Source organism: Bacillus sp. 11C (assembly GCF_055486375.1).
Genome location: NZ_JBUPVZ010000003.1, coordinates 221,370 through 242,938 on the forward strand (window position 1 = coordinate 221,370; position 21,569 = coordinate 242,938).

The following is a 21,569-nucleotide window of genomic DNA, read 5'->3' on the forward strand; positions in this document are numbered from 1 at the left end:
CTTCTGTCTTTTGTTTTTCCTAAATCAGCCGGCTGGCAGTTTCTGATGGTTTTAATAGCGCGGAGATCGTAAATGAAAGCAAATCGGGAAGCACTTCAAAGGAATAAGGCATATACAGCCTTTCCGTCCATTTGTGCGGGTCTTTTCCAGCCGGACCGACATTTAAAACCGGAATATATAAAGCCTGATCTTTGCCGCTTGGCAGTGAATATCCTCTATTAAAGAGCGGCATATTGCTGGTGTATGCGTCGACTTCCTGCTTTTCGAGCTGTAGATAGCTTAAGTCTGAAAGTCCCGGGAAATACTGAACCTCCTGTAACGCAATGCCGTATCTGTCAGCCGCATAATGCATAAGCTGATCAGCTGTATTCCTAATCAAGTGATCGTCCTTTGAAGAAACCGCCGGATAAAACGGCGGGCTGTAAAAAAGAACAATCAGCGGCGCATCCTCCTTACAAAGCGAAGCAAGCTCAGATACCATTTTCGTCGAAAAATCCCTGTCCCCAAGATCTCCCCTGTTGGCAAAGGCATAATTCAGAACCCGCTCTATTTCAGAGTTTCCGGCACGCTTTCTCGCACGCGCGGCCAGCTCATCAAATGTCAAAACAGAGACGTCGCGTTCTATCGGCGTAAACGACTCAAATTGCTGAAAATCCTGTGTTTTCTTCCTAATATTCGCGGTTATTTCTCTCGCCGCCTGTTCTGCGGTTTTAAGCAGCATCTGATGCAGTTCATTGGCTGAGCGTTTCATGGACAGCACATTAAATAACGTGACAGCTGTATGCGGTGTCTGAACAGAATACGCCTCTTTCAAGTCCTTTTGCATTAAGTTTACCGGCGGCGGGGTGACTTCACCTTCAACCTTCTCGCAATAATCAGAATTCAGTTCAAGCAAGCGGTTAATCTCCGATACCATTAAATTTGCGTTTATGCCTGAAAACGGCTCTCCGACATGGGTTTCAATCCCCTTGCAGAAAAATCCCGCAAGCACCTTGCCGATACTTCCTGTATAAATATATTGCTGCTGGTCGCCGGGAAATTTTTCGAACATCGGTTCAGCATTCAGACAAGCGGAAAATGAGAGATCATGCTTTTTCTCCATTTCCTTCAGTACAGGAACCGCTTCAATCATGCCTCTCGAATTCACTTCCTCATCAGGAACCGTAATCAACAGCAGATTGCCTTCAAATTGGCCGTTCATTGCCCGCTCCAGCATCGACAGCTGAACGGCAAGCCCTGCTTTCATATCCATCGTGCCTCTTCCGAACAGCCAGTCTCCGCTTTCAGCGTCTGTTCTCACATGTTCCGGAAGCAGCTCTTTTTTCTTTAAAAAAGAACTCAAAAGCTCAGCAGGCTTACAAGCCATATGTTTGAATTCTCCGTAATCCTCTATGTCCACGACATCAAAATGGCTCAGCAAAAGCACTGTCTTTTTGACATTCTTCTTTTTGACAAGAGCCGTAAGAAAGGATCTGCCGTCGTCCATCGGATGAAGTGTTACATCATCAGGATGTTTTTGAAAATAAGGCTTGTCTTTCAAAATAAAATAAAGATATTCTGCAAGTGCTGCCTCTCCCTTCGAACCGGTGATGCTTTCGTATTGCACAAGAGAAGTTAAAAGGGTCAGCAATTCGTCCTTCGTCTGCCAATTCATCGATCTCCGCCCCCTCCTATGTATAAAAACGCTTCTAGCTTGAAAAATAAAATGATTCCATATCTATTATACAGAAATGTTTGACAAAAACGGATCTTTTGAGCAGTTTATATGACGGGAAAGAAATGACTTGATATAATCAACCTCTAAAAACCTTACGGGAGGCGAAAGAAATGGCCAGAAAATTATTCACATCGATTACCATGAAAGATATGACGTTAAAAAACCGCATTGTCATGTCGCCAATGTGCATGTACTCTTCTTATGAAAAGGACGGAAAATTGACGCCGTTCCACATGGCACATTACATATCGCGCGCAATCGGCCAGGTCGGGCTGATTATTGTCGAGGCATCAGCAGTTAATCCTCAAGGACGAATCACAGACCAAGACTTAGGAATTTGGAGTGACGAGCATATTGAAGGCTTTGCCAAACTGACTGAGCAGGTCAAAGAACAAGGCTCAAAAATCGGCATTCAGCTTGCCCATGCCGGACGTAAAGCAGAGCTTGAAGGAGATATTTTCGCTCCATCGGCGATTGCGTTTGACGAACAATCAGCAACACCTGTAGAAATGTCAGCAGAAAAAATAAAAGAAACAATCCGCGAGTTCAAACAAGCGGCTGCCCGCGCAAAAGAAGCCGGCTTTGATATGATTGAAATTCATGCGGCGCACGGATACTTAATTCACGAATTTTTATCTCCGCTTTCCAACCATCGCACAGATGAATACGGCGGCTCACCAGAAAACCGCTATCGTTTCTTAAGAGAGATCATTGATGAAGTTAAACAAGTATGGAACGGCCCTTTATTTGTCCGTGTATCTGCTTCTGACTATACAGATAAAGGCTTAGACATCGCCGATCACATCGGTTTTGCAAAATGGATGAAGGAGCAGGGTGTTGACTTAATTGATTGCAGCTCAGGCGCCCTAGTTCACGCAGACATTAACGTATTCCCCGGCTATCAAGTCAGCTTCGCTGAGAAAATCCGTGAACAGGCCGACATGGCAACTGGTGCTGTCGGCATGATTACAGACGGTTCAATGGCTGAAGAAATTCTGCAAAATGGACGTGCCGACCTCATCTTTATCGGCAGAGAGCTTTTGCGGGATCCTTTCTTTGCAAGAACAGCAGCGAAACAGCTCAATACAGAGATTCCGGCCCCTGTTCAATATGAGAGAGGCTGGTAATGCCCACAAGAGATATCCTCAAACGGATATCTCTTTTTTTATTTTTAGAGAAACGATCAGCTCAGGTTCTCCGTCTCCCTAGTAGAACCAATTAGAGGAGATGACTCCAATGAACTCAGCTTGGATGGAAAAGACATATACAATTGACGGATGTGCGTTTCATACACAACACCGGAGAGGATCAAGCGGTGTAACGATTGTCTTTGAGGCCGGCTACGGTACTTCTTCTGAGACGTGGAACCCATTAATAGCGGACATTGATGATGAATTTGGCATTTTTACATATGATCGGGCGGGAATAGGAAAAAGCGGACAAAGCAGCGCTAAACGAACAGCTGAACAAAAAGGGGAAGAATTGGAGAGTTTGCTTAAAGCAGCAGATGTAAAACCTCCTTATCTGGCTGTTTCACATTCATATGGAGCTGTCATCACCGGTTTATGGGCTTGCAAAAACAAGCGAGATATTATCGGCATGGTTCTCCTTGATCCAGCTTTAGGAGATTGTGCAAGCTGTTCCTTTATTCCTGAAGAAATGCACAATGCTGATACAAGAAAGATGATGCTTGAGGGCACACATGCAGAATTTTCAAGAAGCCTGCAGGAGCTCAAACGGAAGCAAGTCCATTTGGGAAACATGCCTCTCCTTGTGTTGTCATCGGGTGAACGGACTGAGAAATTCACCGCTGAACAGGAGTGGCTAAACATGCACAGCAGCATATTGTCTCTATCTCATCAAAGCGGCTGGATTCAAGCTAAAAACAGCTCTCACAACATCCATCATGATGAACCTCATATCGTTCATTTGGCTATTTATGATGTATGGTGTGCAGCGTGCCAGCAGGCTGCTCCACTTTATCAGGCAGTCAATTAACATAAAAGAAGACCGGGTATGTACGCCCGGTCTTCTTTTCTATTATTTCGTTTCACGATGAAGGGTATATTTCTTTAAACGCGGTGAATATTTTTTCAGCTCTAAACGATCTGGGTTGGTGCGTTTGTTTTTTGTTGTGATGTAATTCCGGTCTCCCGTTTCAGTGCAGGCTAAAGTAACATTGACTCTCATATTAACATCTCCTTATAAAGCGTAATGATTACGTTTTATTATACAACATAATTACAAATTGTCAAATAAGAGCTCTTGGCCTCAGCCCCGGGGGACGTTTACCTCTAAGAAATCATAAGCCGCTACGCTGTTCGGGAAAACGTCATCCGCTTCTTTCTGAAGCTCCAGAGAGGCATCCCCCTGATATCTGGCGCTGATATGGGTTAAAATGAGCTTCTTCGCCCCTGCTTCTTTCGCTGTTACGGCCGCTTGTTCCGTTGTACTGTGAAAATAATCATAAGCAAGCTTCCGATCTTCCTTAGCAAAGGTCGCTTCATGAACAAGCACATCACAATCTCTTGCAAGGTCTTTTAGCTTAGCACTTACTCTCGTATCTCCGGAAAATACCACAGCCCTTCCCTTCTTAGGAGGCTCCAGAAAATCATTCCCATTGATGATGCGCCCGTCTTCAAGCGTTACCGTTTCGCCTTTTTTAATTTTTTGATACACAGGCCCGGGCGGGATGTTCATTTCCTTTAATAAATCCGCCTTTAAGGAACCAGGCACATCTTTTTCCTGCACACGGTATCCGAAAGCTTCCACTCCATGAATAACAGATACGGCCGAGACCATAAACTGCTCGTCTTCAAACACGATTCCTTCTTCGATTTCCTTGATCATAAGCGGATATGTCAGATGGGTTTTCGTGACGGCAAGGCTTGTTTCAATAAACGCCTTGATCCCTTTAGGTCCGTACACGGTCAGCTCGTCCTCTCCCCCTTGAAAAGAACGGCTCCCCAGAAGCCCTGGAAGTCCGTATACATGATCGCCGTGCATGTGGGTAATGAAGATTTTTTCGATTTTACGTGGTTTAATCGTGGTATGTAAAATTTGATGCTGTGTGGCTTCCCCGCAGTCAAACAGCCATACCGAACGTCTTTCTTCAAGCAATTTTAACGCCACCGACGTTACGTTTCTCGCCTTAGCGGGAATGCCGGCTCCCGTCCCTAAAAAAAGTAATTCCACATTTCCTTCCTCCTACTAGAACTAGTTACCTACAAGAATACAGGATCATGCGTAAAATGTGAATCTTGCCTCTGAAAGGAACAATCCTTTTGTTCTAGAGACATTTTTACGGTATTCTGCAAAAAAAGGGGCTGAAATGTTTGCTTTCGTTCAATTTTAGATTTAAAATGAAGAAAATATACGGGGTGTACTAAAATAAAGCTTCGAATAAAGTGAGGTACTTTTAGTGAAAACAAACCAACAACCAAAAGCAGTAATTGTCATATTCGGCGCAACGGGAGATTTAGCAAAACGAAAACTGTATCCGTCTATCCACCGTTTATATCAAAACGGACAAATAGGAGAAGAGTTTGCAGTAGTAGGAGTTGGAAGAAGACCTTGGTCTAATGAGGATCTTCGCCAAACGGTTAAAACATCCATTTCCTCATCTGCAGATAAACATATAGATGATTTCACGTCTCATTTTTACTATCACCCGTTCGACGTGACAAATCCTAGCTCTTATCAAGAGCTTAACGTATTGCTTAACCAGCTGGAAGATACATATCAAATTCCGAACAACAGAATGTTCTACTTGGCAATGGCTCCTGAATTCTTCGGGACAATTGCAAAAACATTAAAATCAGAAGGTGTGACAGCAACAACAGGCTGGTCCCGCCTTGTCATTGAAAAGCCGTTCGGCCATGATCTGCCAAGCGCACAGGCACTGAACAAAGAAATCCGCGAAGCGTTTACAGAAGATCAAATTTACAGAATCGACCATTACCTAGGCAAACAAATGGTTCAGAACATTGAAGTGATTCGATTTGCCAATGCGATTTTCGAACCGCTTTGGACGAACCGCTACATCTCAAATATTCAAATCACATCTAGCGAATCACTTGGCGTCGAAGACCGTGCGAGATATTACGAAAAATCAGGCGCCCTTCGCGACATGGTGCAAAACCATATCATGCAAATGGTTGCCCTTCTTGCAATGGAGCCGCCGATCAAATTGAACACAGAAGAAATCCGCAGCGAAAAAGTGAAGGTGCTGAGAGCACTGCGCCCTGTTGCAAAAGACGAAGTAGATGAGTATTTTGTACGCGGACAATATCAAGCCGGTGAAATTGACGGTGTGATGGTCCCCGCTTATACGGATGAAGATAATGTCGCTCCTGACTCAAATACAGAAACCTTTGTTTCAGGAAAGCTCTTGATCGACAACTTCAGATGGGCTGGTGTTCCATTCTATATCCGCACCGGAAAACGAATGAAAGAAAAGTCCACGAAAATCGTCGTTCAATTTAAGGACATTCCGATGAACCTGTACTACGGCAATGAAAACAACATGAATCCAAACTTGCTCGTGATCCATATTCAGCCTGACGAAGGCATTACGCTTTACTTAAACGCTAAAAAGCTCGGCGGAGCAGCACACGCGCAGCCAATCAAACTGGATTACTGCAGCAATTGCAATGATGAGATGAACACCCCTGAAGCATACGAAAAGTTAATTCATGACTGTCTTCTTGGAGATGCAACAAACTTTGCACACTGGGATGAAGTTGCCCTGTCTTGGAGCTTTGTCGACTCCATTTCTGAAACATGGGCAGCAAACAAAACCTTATCTCCTAACTATGAGTCAGGCTCTATGGGACCGAAAGAATCAGATGATCTTTTGGCGAAAGACGGCTTGAACTGGTGGAATATATAATACAGAAAAAGCCGAAAATGCTGTAGTGCATTTTCGGCTTTTTTGCGGCTGTCAACGCTCATTCAATAACCAAAAAACCCCGAAGACCTAAGGCGCTTCGGGGTTCACTATTACTTCATCCATTCAGTATGGAAGATACCTTCTTTATCTGTACGCTCATAAGTATGGGCGCCAAAGTAGTCACGCTGCGCTTGAATTAAGTTTGCAGGGAGTACAGCTGTGCGGTAGCTGTCATAGTAAGCTAATGCGCTTGAGAATGATGGCACCGGCACACCTTGGGCAACAGCAAGTGAAATCACTTGGCGAAGCGCTCCTTGGTAGCTTTCTACAATATTTTTGAAGTAGCTGTCAAGAAGCAGGTTGTCGAGCTCAGGTTCGCGATCGTAAGCTTCTTTGATCTTCTGAAGGAATGCCGCGCGGATGATGCAGCCGCCGCGGAAGATCATAGCAATTTCGCCATATTTCAGATCCCAGTTATATTCTTCAGAAGCAGCTTTCATTTGGGCAAATCCTTGCGCGTACGAACAGATTTTACTCATAAACAGCGCTTTTCTGACCGCTTCAATCAGCTCTTCTTTATTTTCTGTAACAGGCTTCACTTCCGGTCCTGAAAGAAGGCCGCTCGCTTTCACACGCTCTTCCTTCATCGCTGAGATAAAGCGCGCGAATACAGATTCAGTAATAATCGGAAGCGGAACGCCTAAGTCAAGCGCGCTTTGGCTTGTCCATTTTCCTGTTCCTTTTTGGCCTGCTTTATCAAGTATGACATCAACAAGCGGTTTGCCTGTCTCTTCGTCTTTTTTCGTGAAGATGTCAGCTGTAATCTCAATCAGGTAGCTGTCAAGCTCACCTTTATTCCATTCAGCGAAAACTTCATGGAGCTCATCAGCTGAGAGGCCAAGCACCTGTCTCAGAATGAAGTAAGATTCAGAGATCAGCTGCATATCTCCGTATTCAATCCCGTTGTGCACCATTTTCACATAATGGCCGGCACCGTCTGGACCGATATATGTCGTACAAGGTTCTCCGTCAACTTTTGCAGAAATCGCTTCAAGAATCGGCTTCACAAGCTCATGTGCTTCTTTTTGTCCGCCTGGCATGATAGAAGGCCCTTTAAGCGCTCCTTCTTCACCGCCGGAAACGCCTGTTCCGATAAAATGAATGCCGCTTTCTGCAAGTTCTTTGTTACGGCGCTGTGTATCTTTATAGTATGTATTACCGCCGTCAATTAAAATATCATCCTTTTCTAAATGAGGAAGAAGAGATTGAATTGTCGCATCTGTTGCAGTTCCCGCTTTCACCATTAATAAGATTTTGCGCGGTGTTTCCAAGGATTGGACAAATTCTTCAATGCTGTATGTGCCAACAACATTTTTTTCTTTTGCCTCCTGCAAAAACTCCTCCGTTTTACTGCTTGATCTGTTGTAAACAGAAACAGAAAATCCCCGGCTCTCGATATTTAAAGCCAGATTTTTACCCATGACCGCAAGTCCGATAACTCCGATTTGTTGTTTTGACATATTCTAACGTCCCTTCTGCAAACGTTTAATCATTTTAAAATTAAAATTAAAATAAAATGATATTTATAATAAAGAAATTACCATACTTTCACCCTTTTTTTCAAGCTATTCACCTTTTCTTTTCATCCTGAAAAAAATCTTTATTAAAGCTTGTTCCCTTCGTTTTGCTCTCCTCCTTTTTTATCCTTGCCCCTTTTCTGATCAGCTTGGATCCGTACCTATCATTCAGCTTTTCCATCATCTGCTGAATGGGCTCATCCTTCGCATCTTCATTAAAACTGAACAAATCGAGCTGCTTATAGGCCTGTTCTTTTTCTACTAAATCCGTTCCGGTAATACCAAGCAGCCTGACAGGATTTTTATTCCAGTGTTTAAAAAAGAGGTGCTCCGCTTCTTTCATTATTTCACTTTTTTGATCGATCGGATTTTTCAGCGTGATGCTTCTCGTGATGGTTTTCCAATCTGCATATCTAATCATAATAAAAAGCTTCGAAGCCATGACTTCCTTTCGCTGTAAGCGATCACTCACGGAAGCGGAAAGCTTTCTGAAAACGCCTAACAGCTCTTCTTCATCACTGGAATCGTGTGAAAGTGTCGATGAGTTGCCGACACTTTTAAATTCGTAAATGCGTTCCGGGTCAACCGGCGCATGGTGAATGCCGTTTGCTTTATGTTTAAGACGCGGGCCGTTGATGCCAAGCAGGCGTTTCAGCGAGTGTTCATCAGCTGCAGCTAACTCTCCAATCGTATGAATGCCGAGTCCCTTCAGCTTTTCCGCTGTCTTTTTGCCGACTCCGTGCATCTCTCCAACAGGAAGCGGCCAAAGGATATCAGGCACTTGTCTCTTTCTTAAAATCGTGATGCCAAGCGGTTTTTTCATATCAGACCCCATCTTAGCGAGAAATTTATTCGGCGCGATCCCTATGCTTGACGGAAGCAGCAGCTCTTTTTGCAGCCTGCTTTGGATTTCTTTTGCCGTCTCCAGAGCGCGGCTGCTGTATGGTGTATCGGTCATATCCATATAGCCTTCGTCGATGGAGACAGGCTCCACCAGGTCAGTATATTCACGGAGGATGTTAAACATCGCTCTTGAAGAGTTTCTATAGCGGTCAAAGTTCGGCGGAAGAACGATTAGCTCAGGACAATTGCGCTTCGCTTCCCAAACCGGCATCGTTGTTTTAACGCCGCGCGCTCTTGCTTCGTAGCTGCATGTCACCACGATGCCCTTTCGCTCCTTTACATTTCCGGCAACTGCGATCGGCTTCCCCCGAAGAGCCGGATCATATGCCATTTCCACCGATGCATAGAAGCTATTCATATCAATATGGAAAATAATTCGGCCCTTTCCCTGCATAAATAAATCTCCTTTTCGTTCATTAGACAACGGCTTGTACATATAGTAAAATGAAGGTATTGAATGGATGTGATGACAATGTTTGTGGAATCGATAAATGACGTTTTATTCTTAGTCGATTTTTTCACAATTATTCTTCCGGCTCTGACAGCAATCGGGATTGCGTTTCTTTTACGAGAATGCCGTGCCGGCGAGCAATGGAAATCAAAACGAACAGACGAACATCAGACGGTCTTTCAAATAAATCGAACAGACTTTCTCATTATTATATATCATCGCATTACAACTTGGATACGTAAAGTCTTCCGCATGAATTCGCCTGTGAACGATGATGAAGACGCCAGTTCCCTTCTTTTATAAACCGCATTTATAAAAAGGAGGAGAACAAATTGGTAAAAACATATCAAAAACTTTTGGCTGTAGGAATCTTTATGATCGTATTATGCTCGGGCAATGCAGCGTTTGCGGCGACTAATCAGGTGGGAGGCCTCAGCAACGTCGGTTTTTTCCACGACTATTTAATCGAACCGTTTTCCGCTCTGCTTAAAGGTGTTGCCGGACTGTTTCACGGAGAATACGGACTGTCTATTATTCTCGTAACCATTATTGTGCGTGTGGTTGTACTGCCTTTGTTTGTCAATCAGTTTAAAAAACAGCGTTTGTTCCAAGAGAAAATGGCGGTTATTAAACCTCAGGTTGACAGCATTCAGGACAAATTGAAAAAGACGAAGGACCCAGAACAGCAAAAAGAACTGCAAACGAAAATGATGAAGCTGTATCAGGAGCACAATATCAATCCGCTTGCCATGGGATGTCTCCCAATGCTGATTCAGTTCCCTATTTTGATTGGGTTTTATTACGCGATTCGCTCTACACCTGAAATTGCGTCACACTCGTTTTTATGGTTCAGTTTAGGACAATCTGATATTCTCGTGTCTCTTAGTGCGGGAGCTATGTACTTTATTCAGGCCTATGTTGCTCAAAAACTGAGCGCAAAATATTCCGCTGTTCCGCAAAACCCTGCAGCTCAGCAATCAGCCAAACTGATGGTGTTCATTTTCCCTGTGATGATGACAATTTTCTCGCTTAATGTTCCTGCAGCCCTTCCGCTGTACTGGTTCACAAGCGGGCTGTTCCTGACAGTGCAAAACATCGTCCTTCAGATGACACACCATAAAACGAAAAAAGCAGCCGCTCTTACTGAGCCGGTGAAATAAAAAGCAGTTCCATATTTGTTGATATTATCCCCTTTAAGTAAGTGGACCGGAGAAGCAGAGTCCTACTTACTTAAAGGGGTATTTTTATGAAAAAATCTAAAAAACGTATATAAAAAAAGGCAACAAATCAACTGAGCTAAACCTCGTCAATGTCCAATAAATGGAGCAGAATCAACCATGATTGAGGAGTTTTCATATCATTATATATGTAAAAAGCTTTTCAAAATGTAGGATCAGATATACTAAAAGGAAAGATCAGACTCGTGTGACAATTGACAATGTTTATTAGAGAATACATTAATCTAGCGTATCTAATTAAAATCCACAACCAACTAATTCAGTTTCAACCAATTAAGATAATCGTCTAATAAATCAATTTAAGCATAATGAAAATCAATACGATTGAAGAAATATTCAAAAAAGGATGTAAGTGAATTCCTTTAGACAGTGACCGAGAATTTCTTTCACCTTACATTAATCCAATAAGTTATGGAAATTACACCGCGAAACAAAACACGTCAGAATACATACTTTAGCCTAACACCTGCATTTTTAACTTTTATAACAACATATTAAGGCTTCTTCTGTAAAACTCAAACAATCTACTTCCCTTCTCCTTATACATTTTTAGTACTATACTTTAACTGAATTAAGTCTATAACTATTAAGGTATCTATGGTCTATCCAATGAATATGCTAATGATAAAGAAAGCTTTGATTAGAAAATAGGTACTGATAAGCAAAAAAACGATTGATAAAGAAAGTCTTTTTTTGTTTTTAATTTCTTGAACTAATTTAAATATGAAAAATATAGCCAAAAAGAAAGTTATAATATAGTCAATATTTCGTAAGAGTACTGCCATAATTTATCCCTCACTTAATTGTTGCCCTTAAATATAGAGCCAGAAGCAAATATTAATGTCATTCCAAAGTTATTTTAAGGCAATCATTGCAAATGATACAAGCCCCTTAAAGAACCAATCGCGAGATGAAAACCTATAGAACCTATTAAAATCAGTCATTTTAATTAAAAAGGAAATTTGCCATAAGATCGCACTGTAAGGAGACCTATAACAACTAAATATGGATTATAAGTGTCTACTTGTGTTTTCTCTATCAGCTTCGTTTAAAAAGATGGAAACCGGGAATACCTTACTCATATCTAAATGAAAGGAGCATATACGTGACGGAACGCTTTCAGCAAAAAAATATGTCTGTGCCTGAGGGAATGTGGATCATGAGACAAACATGGAATGATGTCTTATTTGCCCACTGGCCTGTTGATGTCTCTATTCTTCGCGCTATAGTACCGCCGGTTTTAGAGTTAGATACATATAACGGACAAGCTTGGGTCAGCATGCTTCCCTTTATGCTCACGAACTTGAGAGCCCGTTTTCTTCCTGCCCTTCCCGGTGCACGTGCATTTCCTGAGCTTAACTTCCGCACCTATGTCACATATAAAGGCAAGCCCGGCATTTATTTTTTCAGCTTAGATGCTGATCATCGGCTGGCAGTCCTGGGCGCTTCCACGTTCTTTCATTTACCTTATTTTTACGCGGATATGAAAGCTGAAAAAAATGGTGATGGCATTGACTATGTCTGCAAGCGGAGAGGCGACGGAGAAGCAGCATTCCGCTCCGCATACCGGCCCATTTCAGCTCCTTTTACAGCGGAAGAGGATTCTCTCGATTATTGGCTGACGGAACGATACAGACTCTACACTACTTATCGCAACAAGCTCTATTACGAAGACATTCATCATCATCCTTGGCTGTTACAAAATGCCCAAGCCAAGTTTTCAGTCAATACGATAGCTGAAGCTCACGACATTTCATTGCCAGAGTCAGCCCCTTTGCTTCATTACACTAAAAAACAGGACGTGTTATTTTGGCCGCTTAGGCAATGGCGCTGAATGCAAGAAAAAACCCGATGCGGTGCTAGTCCGCTCGGGTTTTCCTTTTTTATTTCGCCGCCTCTTCAATAATGGCAACAACCATTTCTGCGGTTTTAACGAGTTCTTCGATCGGCATTTTTTCATTCTTTGTATGAATTTGCTCATAACCGACAGCAAGGTTGACCGTCGGAATGCCATGACCTGCAATCACGTTCGCGTCGCTTCCGCCGCCGCTTGTTTGCAGCTCGCTCGGGCGCCCGATTTTAGCTGCCGCTTTCTTCGCAATTTCAACAACTTGGTCGCCGTCTTGATATTTGAAGCCCGGATACATCACTTCAATTTCGACTTCCGCGCGTCCGCCCATATCAGCAGCGGCCGCTTCAAAAGCAGCTTTCATTTTTTGAACCTGAGCTTCCATTTTCTCAGGAACTAAAGAACGTGCTTCCGCAAGAATATGGACTTCATCGCACACAATATTTGTTTGTGTGCCGCCTTCAAACCGGCCGATGTTTGCTGTTGTTTCTTTATCGATGCGGCCCAATGGCATTTTTGAAATGGCTTTGCTAGCGATTGTGATGGCAGAAACGCCTTTTTCAGGTTCAACCCCGGCATGTGCGGTTTTCCCGTAAATTGCCGCTCTTACCTTCGCCTGTGTCGGCGCGGCCACAATGATATTCCCGACTTTTCCGTCTGAGTCAAGGGCATAGCCGTAGGATGCCGTGATCATAGAACGGTCAAGCGCCTTCGCTCCGATCAGGCCTGATTCCTCACCTACTGTGATGATGAATTCAATCGTGCCGTGCTCAATGTTATCTTCTTTCAGTACTTTAATCGCTTCAAACATTGCAGCCAGCCCCGCTTTATCATCAGCGCCTAAAATTGTAGTGCCGTCTGTTTTGACATAGCCTTCTTCAACAACCGGTTTTACGCCGTTTCCGGGTACAACTGTGTCCATATGAGATGTAAAATAGATCGTATCTGCTTGTTTTGTTCCTTTTAATGTGCAGATCAGGTTTCCGGCTCCATGACCAGTGATATCCATTGTATCGTCTTCTTTTACATCCACACCTAAATCAGAAAATTTTCGTTTCAGCACTTTGCAAATTTCTGCTTCGTGTTTTGTTTCTGAGTCAATTTGGACAAGCTCTAAAAATTCTTCCAGCAGGCGTTTTTCATTCACCATTTGTAAGTCCCTCCATGTTAAAGCGGTATGTTACCGTGCTTTTTTTTCGGTCTCTCTTCTGTCTTATGTGCAAGCATGTGAAAAGCTTGAATCAGTCTTTTCCTTGATTCTTCCGGCAAAATAATGTCATCGACCATTCCGCAGGCCGCCGCTTTGTATGGGCCGGCGTTTTGCTTTTTGTATTCAGCCGTTTTTTCACGTTTTGTCTTTTCAGGGTCGGCTGAAGCTTTTATGTCCTTTTCATACAAAATTGATACCGCGCCTTCTGATCCCATCACTGCGATTTCAGCATTCGGCCATGCAAACACAAGGTCCGCTCCGATTGCTTTGCTGTTCATAGCGACATAGGCGCCGCCGTACGCTTTTCTGATAATGAGCGTGACTTTTGGGACGGTCGCTTCTGCATAGGCATACAATAATTTTGCGCCGTGCCTGATAATTCCGTTATGCTCCTGCTGAACACCGGGCAGAAACCCCGGAACATCCTCGACAGTTAACAACGGTATGTCAAAGGCGTCACAAAAACGGATGAATCTCGCTGCTTTATCAGCAGCGTCAATCGTCAGGCTGCCCGCCAGATGCTTCGGCTGGCTCGCCACGATGCCGATTGTTTTTTCACCCAGCCTTGCAAACCCGATGACAATGTTTTTCGCAAAAAACGGCTGAATTTCAAAAAAAGACTGCCGATCTGCCAGCTCTTTAATCACCGTCCGCACATCATACGGCTTTGTCGTGTCAGCGGGCACGAGACGGTTTAATAACGGCCTTGAGACCTCTTTCTCTGGCTGCGGCACTGTTGTCTGGCCCTTCAGCGGCAAATAAGACAGCAGTTTTTTCACCCCTGTCAGAACCTCCTTCTCCGTATGTCCGGAAAAGTGGGCGTTCCCGCTGACGGCATTATGTATCCCCGCTCCGCCTAAGCTCTCCGCATCTACCTGTTCTCCTGTCACTTTTTCAATCACCTTCGGCCCGGTAATAAACATCCGGCCGGTCTCTTCAGCCATAAAGATAAAATCTGTGAGGGCCGGAGAATATACAGCGCCTCCAGCACACGGCCCTAAAATAACCGATATTTGCGGAATGACTCCTGAATATAAGACGTTTCGGTAAAATATGTGACCGTATCCATCTAATGATACCACACCCTCTTGAATTCTCGCACCACCTGAGTCATTCAGCCCGATAATCGGCGCCTTATTTTTTGCTGCCAGATCCATCAGAGCGCAGATTTTTTTGGCATGGGTTTCGCCGAGCGCCCCGCCGAACACTGTGAAGTCCTGCGCAAATACATATACAGAGCGGCCGTCAATTGTGCCGTACCCTGTTACGACCCCATCGCCTAAAATGCGCTGTTCTCTTGTTAGCGCTTGGCTTTCCATGAAGGGACGCAGCTCGATAAAGCTGCCCTGATCAAGAAGAAATGTGATCCTTTCACGAGCGGTGAGCTTTCCCTTTTGCCGCTGCTGGGCCAGTTTTTCATGTCCTCCGCCTTGTTCTGCCTGCCTGCGCCTCGTGTATAAATGATCAATGTGCTCATTCATGTTCATTGGTTTCTCCTTTCGGCTCGCAAAGCTCTACAAGAACGCCGTTTGTTTCCCGCGGTGAAAGAAAGGCGATCCATTTCCCGTTTGCTCCCTGTCTTGGATAGCTGTCGATCAATTGAACTTGCCGGTCAGACAATGCTTGCAGCTGTTCAGATAAGCTGGTGCATAAAAATGCAACATGATGCACCCCCTGCCCTTTCTTCTCCAAAAAGAAACGGACGGGGCTGTCAGATGTCAGCGGCTCAATCAGCTCCAGCTTGACGCTTCCCGCTTGAAAAAAAGCAACATTCACCTTTTGCTCTTCAACCGTTTCTTGATGGAGAAACGCAAGCCCCAATACGTCTTCATAAAAGCTTCTCGCTTCTTCTATCGAAAAAACGGCTATCCCGATATGGTCAAGCCTGTTCATTTTCATCCCTGCTTTCCGCCAATAGATATTACTTGTCCGCCCCCTCAAAACACGCTAAAATATAGACAGATTGTCTAAGGAGTGAAATCATGTCTCAAAAACTGATGAAAAGCGTTTTGATCGTGATTTTGGGAGTTTTTATTCTTTCAACTGTACTCTCAGGAATCGTCATGTTCTTATAATGATAAAAAAGCAGGCAGCCTTATTGAATGGGAACATCCTGCTTTTTTATCAGAGCTTTATGTTCAATGGCAATCTCTTCAAAAGAGCGGGAGTCGTCCGTAATCAACACTCTCGTACCCACCGGAATCGTTTTAAACAAATGAACGACTTCATCGTTATGCATACGTATACAGCCGTTAGACACAAATTTCCCTACCGATTCATCCCGGTTTGTCCCATGAATTCCATAAATCCGCCCGTCTGTCCCTTTCGCGTCAAATCCGATCCATCTTGCTCCAAGCGGATTGTCAGGAGATCCCCCTTCAATATTTTTCTTTCTGTAGTAAGGATTCGCCGCTTTTACTGTTATCGAAAATTCTCCTTCAGGCGTTAAATCGTCTGTTTTTCCGGTCGCCACGCTGTACACGCCTTCTACTTTGTTGTCGAGGATGACAGCGAGTTCGTTTGTTCTCTTGTTGACAATGACATACGGATCACCCGGCAGCGGATTGTCGCCGAGCGGCCAAATCGGTGACATCATCATGATAAAAATCGAACATAAGAAAAAACGCATAAGCTCCTCCTTTTTCATTAGGTTGACCAATGAAGGAAGAGCTCATGCGAATCATGCGAGTGATTTTTGCGCTTTTATTCCTTTAAAATAACTTTTAATCACTAAATATTGTTCCATTTCCCCGAGAAGATGGAAGAGAGCGGCTCTCGCTTCAAATTCCTCTCTTGTCGCCGGAAGCGGCATCTCCTCAAATTCTTTTCTCATATCGGCAAGCCTTTTCAGAAATTTGTGCGCCGTATTTCCCGGGTGTATCGCTTCCCGTAAATCGTGAATAAATGCTGCGATCATTTTTCCCTGATCTACCGTAATGGAGATAGAAGTCACTTTAGGGAGAAGGCGTTCGATAATTTCAAATTGCTTTTCTCTCATTTTAAAATAATGATAATGCAAATTTTCGTAGCGCAGAATGTGGTTTTGCACATCTCGGTATGCCAGGTTTTTAGCTTCCGTGATGAGCTGATGTGTTTCCGGAATTTCTTTTCCAGTCCAATCTTGCTCACCAGTTAACAAATACCGCTCTATTTCTGCGAAAATAACGGCAAAGTTATCCTCTATCTTTTTGCGATAGGCAATCAGCTTCCGGTCAAGGCTCGGCATATACAAGTTCATCAAAAGAGCGACGCCGATACCAACCGTAATCAATTGAACTTCATTCCAAATGAAAGCAAGCGTTATGCCGCCCGACATATACAGATGAAGAATAATAACGGAACTTGTGACGATTCCCTCATTAATTTTTAACAGGACCGTTATCGGGATGAATATCAAAAGGAGCGCTCCGATAACAAACGGGTGATAGCCAATCAGCTCGAAAAAGAGATAAGAAAAAAGAATTGCCAAACAGCATGCCGCAAAGCGGGCCCACGATGCCTGAAGCGACCGTTTTTGTGTGATTTGAATGCACAAAATGGTGATGATTCCTGCTGATGCGAAGTTTTGCAAATGCAATAGCTGGCTTAAATAAATAGCCAAAGCTGTTCCAAGCGCTGTCTTTATTGTGCGGTAACCAATTTTAAACATGTCGGACTCCATTTCTATTTGTTTCTTCAATAAAAAAGAAGAAGCGATAAAGCCTTCTTCTTTTTTCTATATTCTATAATATTTTTTCTAAAAAGTCCTGCGCTCTTTTGGATTTTGGCGATAGAAAAAATTCTTTCGGATTGCCGTCCTCGACAATCATTCCCTGATCCATAAACAGCACGCGGTCTGCCACTTCTTTTGCGAAGCCCATTTCATGCGTGACAATCACCATGGTCATACCGGTTTCAACCAGCTCTTTCATCACCTGGAGCACTTCTTTGACCATCTCCGGATCAAGTGCAGAGGTCGGTTCGTCAAACAGCATGATGTCCGGATTCATCGCAAGAGCCCGGGCGATGGCGACACGCTGTTTTTGCCCGCCTGATAAGCGGTTTGGATAGTCATTTCGCTTTTCAAACAAACCGACTTTACGGAGCAGCTCTTCGGCTTTTTCCTGCGCAGCCTGTTTTGATTCTTTTTTGACATTGACAGGCGCGTACATAATATTTTCGAGAACTGTTTTGTGCGGAAAGAGATGAAAATGCTGAAAAACCATCCCGATGTTTTCCCGGACCTTTAATGTGTTGGTTTTCTGCTTCGTGATCTCTTTGTCTTTGATTGTAATGGTGCCGCCGTTGGGTTTTTCCAACAGGTTTAAACAGCGAAGGAACGTTGATTTGCCTGAGCCTGAAGGGCCAATCACGGCAACAACCTCACCTTCAGAGATTGTTGTTGAAATGTCTTTTAGTACTTCATGTTTCCCAAATGATTTTGACAGCTGTTCAACCTTAATCATTGGATTTCAGCTTCCTTTCTACAGCCTTGCCGATAAACGTTAAAATCAGGACAAGCACATAATAAATCAATCCGGCGATAATGAGCGGCTCAAGGTAATTGTACGTGGCGGCGCCAGCTTGATATGCGCGTCTCATAACATCACCAAGCCCGATAACAGTGACGATCGCCGATTCTTTTGTTAATGTAATTAATTCATTCAAAATTGCAGGTGATATATTTTTAAAAGCCTGCGGCAACAGGAGATCCTTCATCATTTTGCCGTACGGAACCCCCAGTGCGACAGCCGCTTCCCTTTGGCCTTTATCAATGGCGTTGATTCCGGCTCTGATAATTTCCGATACATAAGCGGCGGAATTCAATGACAATGCGACAACCGCTGCCCAAAACTGGTCAATTTGAAATCCGAGCAGCTGAGGAAGCCCGAAATAGACAATCATAAGCTGCAGCACTAAAGGCGTGCCGCGGAACACTGATGTGTAAAAATCAGCGATCCAGACCAGCGGGCGGAACGTGCTGATCTTGCATAAGCTTAGCACAATACCGAATATAAGTCCGATAATGGCTGATACGACGACAATTTTCAAAGTAATTGCCAAACCTTCTAATATAAAAGGAATTTGGGGGATCGTTGCTGAAAAATCCAAATTCATAGTCTTTGTCTCCTTTTCTTACAGGAAAAAAGATTTCCTATTCAATAAAAAGGCTCAACGAAAAAGTTGAGCCGCTTTTCTTACTTCTCACCAGTGAACCATTTTTTCTTCAATTTCTCAAGTTCTCCGTTATCTTCCATTTCCTTGAGCGCTTTATTGAATTTGTCTGTCAGTTCACTGTCCTTTCTGAAAGCAATCGCTGAACCGGCTTCCTCCGCTTTGGCATCAGGAATCACGAAGCCTTGCAGGTCGTCGTTTGACTCGAAATACCCTTCTGCTACCATGTCTTCGATAATCGCGGCTTCAAAGCGGTCTGATTTGATTTCCTGCACCAAATCAGAAATTCTGTTGCGGTCTTCTGTTTTAAAACCATATTCCGGAGAAAGCTCTTTCCCCTTCTCTTCCTGAATAGAGCCAAGCTGAACGCCGACTGTCTTTCCTTTCAGGTCTTTCAGAGATTGAATGCCGCTGTCTTTTTTGCTGACAATCATATGGTTCGCTGTATAGTACACATCGGAAAAATCAACTTGTTTTTTACGATCAGGCGTCGGAGTCATTCCTGACAGAACCAGATCCACCTGTTTTGATTTCAGCGCTGTGATTAAGCTGTTGAAATCCATATCCTGCACTTCAATTTCGTAGCCCGTCTTCTTCGCCAGCGCTTTTGCCAAATCTACATCAAAGCCGACAATTTGATCGCCTTCTTTATATTCAAACGGTTTGTAATCCGCCGAAGTTCCCATAATTAATTTTTTCTTGCCGCCTTCTGAACCTGAATTGCTTGAGCCGCAAGCGGATAGTGCTAAAGTGATGCAGGCAGCTACAAGTAATAAGAGCCATTTTTTCATGATCCATTTCCCCCATATTCATTACTTTTAGTGTATTTGAATATTTATTCGTTAATTTGTATTTTAAACAGTTTCTTATTTTTATGCAATAGTATTTTAAAAAATTATCTTTAAGCTTATTTTTCCAACGATATCTTTTTGATATTACTTAAGGAAAATAGATTCACTGTACAATCTAATTGAATAATCCCTTAATAATTATTCATATCTTCAGGGCATTTTATGCACAAAAAAACCCGAGCCACTTAGGCACCCGGGTTGTTCGTCTTATACTTCTTCACAATATTCTTCAAAAGCTTCTTGAAGCTTCGCCACAACTGCCATCGGCTCATGGCCTTCAATTTCATGGCGCTCGACCATTTTCATGATTTTTCCGTCTTTCAAAATCGCAAAGGATGGGGAAGATGGCGGATATCCTTCAAAATAGTCACGCGCTCGCGCTGTCGCTTCTTTATCCTGTCCGGCAAAGACGGTAACGAGCTGATCAGGTCTTTTATCATAGTGAACAGAATGGTATGCGGCCGGTCTTGCAATTCCTCCGGCACATCCGCACACAGAGTTTACCATGACTAACGTCGTTCCTTTTTTCGCAAGTGTCTCATCCACCTCTTCAGCTGTTTTCAGCTCAGTGTATCCGGCAGCTGTAATTTCTTGTCTCGCTTGGCGGACAATATCATTCATAAATAAATTAAAGTCCATGTTCAATGAAGACCTCTCCTTTTTTATCATCTGTTCTTATCATAGCAAGGAAACGTCTATATCGGCAAATGACATTGCTTGACCGTACACTTTTTTCTATTAGTTTACAGCTTACAGAAAAAGGGGATGATATAACCAGATGTAAAATAAAGGAGCAGTTTTGTATGAGCCATCGGAAAGCATTATTGATTCATAACGAAAATGCCGGCAACAAACATATAGAAAAAGCATTAGGAGCTGTGGTGCCGGTCTTATCACAACATTTAGATGAGGTGATCATTAGACAAACAAAGAATAAGGATGATGCGTTTCATTTTTGCCAATCCATTGATGGTTCTGTCGACACCGTCTTTATTCTCGGCGGCGACGGCACAGTCCATCAATGCATTAACGGCATCAGCGCTTTAGAAAGAAAACCCGCTGTCGGAATTTTGCCCGGCGGCACGTGCAATGACTTTTCAAGAGTGCTGGGCATCCCTCAAAATCTCGCAAAAGCGGCGGAAGCACTTCTGTCAGGAACAAAAACGAGCGTAGATGTATGTCAAATGAACGAGCATTATTTTTTAAATTTCTGGGGGATCGGCCTGATTACAGAAACGTCGAATCAAATCAACGAAACGGCTAAAGCATTATTTGGAAAAATCAGCTATTTTACAAGTGCATTAAAAACCGTCTCATCTGCTGAATCGTTCCCGATGACATTAAGAATTGATGGAAAAGAAATGAAAGAAGAAGCCGTTATGCTGCTTGTGATGAACGGACAATACATTGGAACGAACCGAATTCCCCTGCCGAATGCCAGTATAGAAGACGGCTTACTCGATATCCTCATTTGCCGCAGCACCAACCTCTCCGCATTGCGGGAGCTGATGAGCATGGAACAGGGCACAATTGACCAATTTGCCGGAGAGCTGTCCTATATTCAAGCCGCCCGGATCGAAATTGAAACAGACACCGCCCAAAAGGCGGATACAGATGGAGAAGTCTATACTCATACGCCCGCAGTGATTCAAGTCCTGCCGCAGCACATTGAAATGCTTGTCCCATGCAGTGAATAAGGACCGGAACACTGTTAGAAAGATGATGTAA

At 43.5% G+C, this 21,569-nt stretch carries 22 protein-coding genes; 8 read left to right on the forward strand and 14 right to left on the reverse strand.

The window, feature by feature from the left end; genetic code table 11:
* Positions 1-19: 19 nt before the first annotated feature.
* Entirely contained in the window at positions 20-1,654 is a 1,635-nt protein-coding gene (locus tag ACY3LV_RS06115) for a M20/M25/M40 family metallo-hydrolase (protein WP_333561871.1), read from the reverse strand.
* 173 nt (positions 1,655-1,827) lie between these two features.
* Here ACY3LV_RS06115 and namA point away from each other — a divergent pair, with 173 nt between their 5' ends.
* Together namA and ACY3LV_RS06125 are read left to right on the forward strand one after the other, a co-directional pair.
* Positions 1,828-2,844 (forward strand): NADPH dehydrogenase NamA, encoded by a 1,017-nt coding sequence (gene namA, locus ACY3LV_RS06120; protein WP_333561870.1) that lies wholly within the window; start codon positions 1,828-1,830, stop codon positions 2,842-2,844.
* A 109-nt stretch (positions 2,845-2,953) separates the two neighbouring features.
* Positions 2,954-3,715, forward strand: a complete 762-nt coding sequence (locus ACY3LV_RS06125; protein WP_202327280.1) for an alpha/beta fold hydrolase — start codon at positions 2,954-2,956, stop codon at positions 3,713-3,715.
* Positions 3,716-3,757: 42 nt separating this feature from the next.
* Here ACY3LV_RS06125 and rpmG read toward each other — a convergent pair whose 3' ends face one another.
* Both rpmG and rnz read right to left on the reverse strand, forming a co-directional pair.
* Complete coding sequence (rpmG, locus tag ACY3LV_RS06130; protein WP_003226511.1) at positions 3,758-3,907, reverse strand: 50S ribosomal protein L33; 150 nt, start codon at positions 3,905-3,907, stop codon at positions 3,758-3,760.
* Between the two features lie 81 nt (positions 3,908-3,988).
* Complete coding sequence (gene rnz, locus ACY3LV_RS06135; protein WP_333516976.1) at positions 3,989-4,912, reverse strand: ribonuclease Z; 924 nt, start codon at positions 4,910-4,912, stop codon at positions 3,989-3,991.
* 226 nt (positions 4,913-5,138) lie between these two features.
* Between rnz and zwf the strand changes: the two genes are divergently transcribed.
* A complete protein-coding gene (gene zwf / locus ACY3LV_RS06140) occupies positions 5,139-6,608 on the forward strand; it encodes a glucose-6-phosphate dehydrogenase (RefSeq protein WP_464863531.1) in 1,470 nt (489 codons plus the stop codon).
* 110 nt (positions 6,609-6,718) lie between these two features.
* Here zwf and gndA read toward each other — a convergent pair whose 3' ends face one another.
* Together gndA and ACY3LV_RS06150 are read right to left on the reverse strand one after the other, a co-directional pair.
* On the reverse strand, positions 6,719-8,128 hold the full coding sequence (gndA, locus tag ACY3LV_RS06145; RefSeq protein ID WP_148961980.1) for an NADP-dependent phosphogluconate dehydrogenase: 1,410 nt from the start codon (positions 8,126-8,128) through the stop codon (positions 6,719-6,721).
* Between the two features lie 109 nt (positions 8,129-8,237).
* Complete coding sequence (locus tag ACY3LV_RS06150) at positions 8,238-9,482, reverse strand: DNA polymerase IV (RefSeq protein WP_333561867.1); 1,245 nt, start codon at positions 9,480-9,482, stop codon at positions 8,238-8,240.
* Positions 9,483-9,554: 72 nt separating this feature from the next.
* Between ACY3LV_RS06150 and mifM the strand changes: the two genes are divergently transcribed.
* The 3 genes from mifM to ACY3LV_RS06165 all read left to right on the forward strand — a co-directional run bounded on the left by mifM (position 9,555) and on the right by ACY3LV_RS06165 (position 12,611).
* Positions 9,555-9,842: a membrane protein insertion/folding monitor MifM gene (mifM, locus tag ACY3LV_RS06155; RefSeq protein WP_075746683.1), complete on the forward strand. Its 288-nt coding sequence runs from the start codon at positions 9,555-9,557 to the stop codon at positions 9,840-9,842.
* A gap of 29 nt (positions 9,843-9,871) precedes the next feature.
* Positions 9,872-10,699 carry a membrane protein insertase YidC gene (locus ACY3LV_RS06160; RefSeq protein ID WP_464863532.1) on the forward strand — a complete coding sequence of 276 codons (828 nt, stop codon included), beginning with the start codon at positions 9,872-9,874 and terminating at the stop codon, positions 10,697-10,699.
* 1,183 nt (positions 10,700-11,882) lie between these two features.
* Positions 11,883-12,611, forward strand: coding sequence for a YqjF family protein (locus ACY3LV_RS06165; protein ID WP_464863533.1), 729 nt, complete (start codon positions 11,883-11,885; stop codon positions 12,609-12,611).
* A 49-nt stretch (positions 12,612-12,660) separates the two neighbouring features.
* Here ACY3LV_RS06165 and ACY3LV_RS06170 read toward each other — a convergent pair whose 3' ends face one another.
* Genes ACY3LV_RS06170 through mce form a run of 3 tightly spaced genes read right to left on the reverse strand, consistent with a single transcriptional unit; the run spans position 12,661 to position 15,729 of the window.
* Positions 12,661-13,776 (reverse strand): tripeptidase T, encoded by a 1,116-nt coding sequence (locus ACY3LV_RS06170; RefSeq protein WP_333561864.1) that lies wholly within the window; start codon positions 13,774-13,776, stop codon positions 12,661-12,663.
* Between the two features lie 17 nt (positions 13,777-13,793).
* A complete protein-coding gene (locus ACY3LV_RS06175; RefSeq protein WP_333561932.1) occupies positions 13,794-15,317 on the reverse strand; it encodes an acyl-CoA carboxylase subunit beta in 1,524 nt (507 codons plus the stop codon).
* On the reverse strand, positions 15,310-15,729 hold the full coding sequence (mce, locus tag ACY3LV_RS06180) for a methylmalonyl-CoA epimerase (protein WP_148961986.1): 420 nt from the start codon (positions 15,727-15,729) through the stop codon (positions 15,310-15,312). The genes ACY3LV_RS06175 and mce overlap by 8 nt, the downstream gene beginning before the upstream one ends.
* An 89-nt stretch (positions 15,730-15,818) precedes the next feature.
* Between mce and prli42 the strand changes: the two genes are divergently transcribed.
* Positions 15,819-15,911, forward strand: a complete 93-nt coding sequence (prli42, locus tag ACY3LV_RS06185; RefSeq protein ID WP_003226489.1) for a stressosome-associated protein Prli42 — start codon at positions 15,819-15,821, stop codon at positions 15,909-15,911.
* A 20-nt stretch (positions 15,912-15,931) separates the two neighbouring features.
* Here the strand turns inward: prli42 and ACY3LV_RS06190 are convergent, their stop codons facing one another.
* The 6 genes from ACY3LV_RS06190 to brxB form a co-directional block, all read right to left on the reverse strand.
* Positions 15,932-16,465 (reverse strand): L,D-transpeptidase, encoded by a 534-nt coding sequence (locus tag ACY3LV_RS06190; protein ID WP_148961987.1) that lies wholly within the window; start codon positions 16,463-16,465, stop codon positions 15,932-15,934.
* Between the two features lie 51 nt (positions 16,466-16,516).
* Complete coding sequence (locus ACY3LV_RS06195) at positions 16,517-17,485, reverse strand: aromatic acid exporter family protein (protein WP_148961988.1); 969 nt, start codon at positions 17,483-17,485, stop codon at positions 16,517-16,519.
* Between the two features lie 73 nt (positions 17,486-17,558).
* Positions 17,559-18,281 (reverse strand): arginine ABC transporter ATP-binding protein ArtR, encoded by a 723-nt coding sequence (gene artR, locus ACY3LV_RS06200; RefSeq protein WP_464863534.1) that lies wholly within the window; start codon positions 18,279-18,281, stop codon positions 17,559-17,561.
* The gene (artQ, locus tag ACY3LV_RS06205) at positions 18,274-18,933 is read right to left on the reverse strand and encodes an arginine ABC transporter permease ArtQ (RefSeq protein ID WP_333561862.1); all 660 of its coding nucleotides are present in this window, start codon (positions 18,931-18,933) and stop codon (positions 18,274-18,276) included. The genes artR and artQ overlap by 8 nt, the downstream gene beginning before the upstream one ends.
* Before the next feature lie 80 nt (positions 18,934-19,013).
* Positions 19,014-19,781 carry an arginine ABC transporter substrate-binding protein ArtP gene (gene artP, locus ACY3LV_RS06210; RefSeq protein ID WP_333561861.1) on the reverse strand — a complete coding sequence of 256 codons (768 nt, stop codon included), beginning with the start codon at positions 19,779-19,781 and terminating at the stop codon, positions 19,014-19,016.
* A gap of 267 nt (positions 19,782-20,048) precedes the next feature.
* Positions 20,049-20,486, reverse strand: a complete 438-nt coding sequence (brxB, locus tag ACY3LV_RS06215; protein WP_148961992.1) for a bacilliredoxin BrxB — start codon at positions 20,484-20,486, stop codon at positions 20,049-20,051.
* Between the two features lie 158 nt (positions 20,487-20,644).
* Between brxB and ACY3LV_RS06220 the strand changes: the two genes are divergently transcribed.
* Complete coding sequence (locus ACY3LV_RS06220; RefSeq protein WP_464863535.1) at positions 20,645-21,538, forward strand: YegS/Rv2252/BmrU family lipid kinase; 894 nt, start codon at positions 20,645-20,647, stop codon at positions 21,536-21,538.
* Positions 21,539-21,569: the final 31 nt, after the last annotated feature.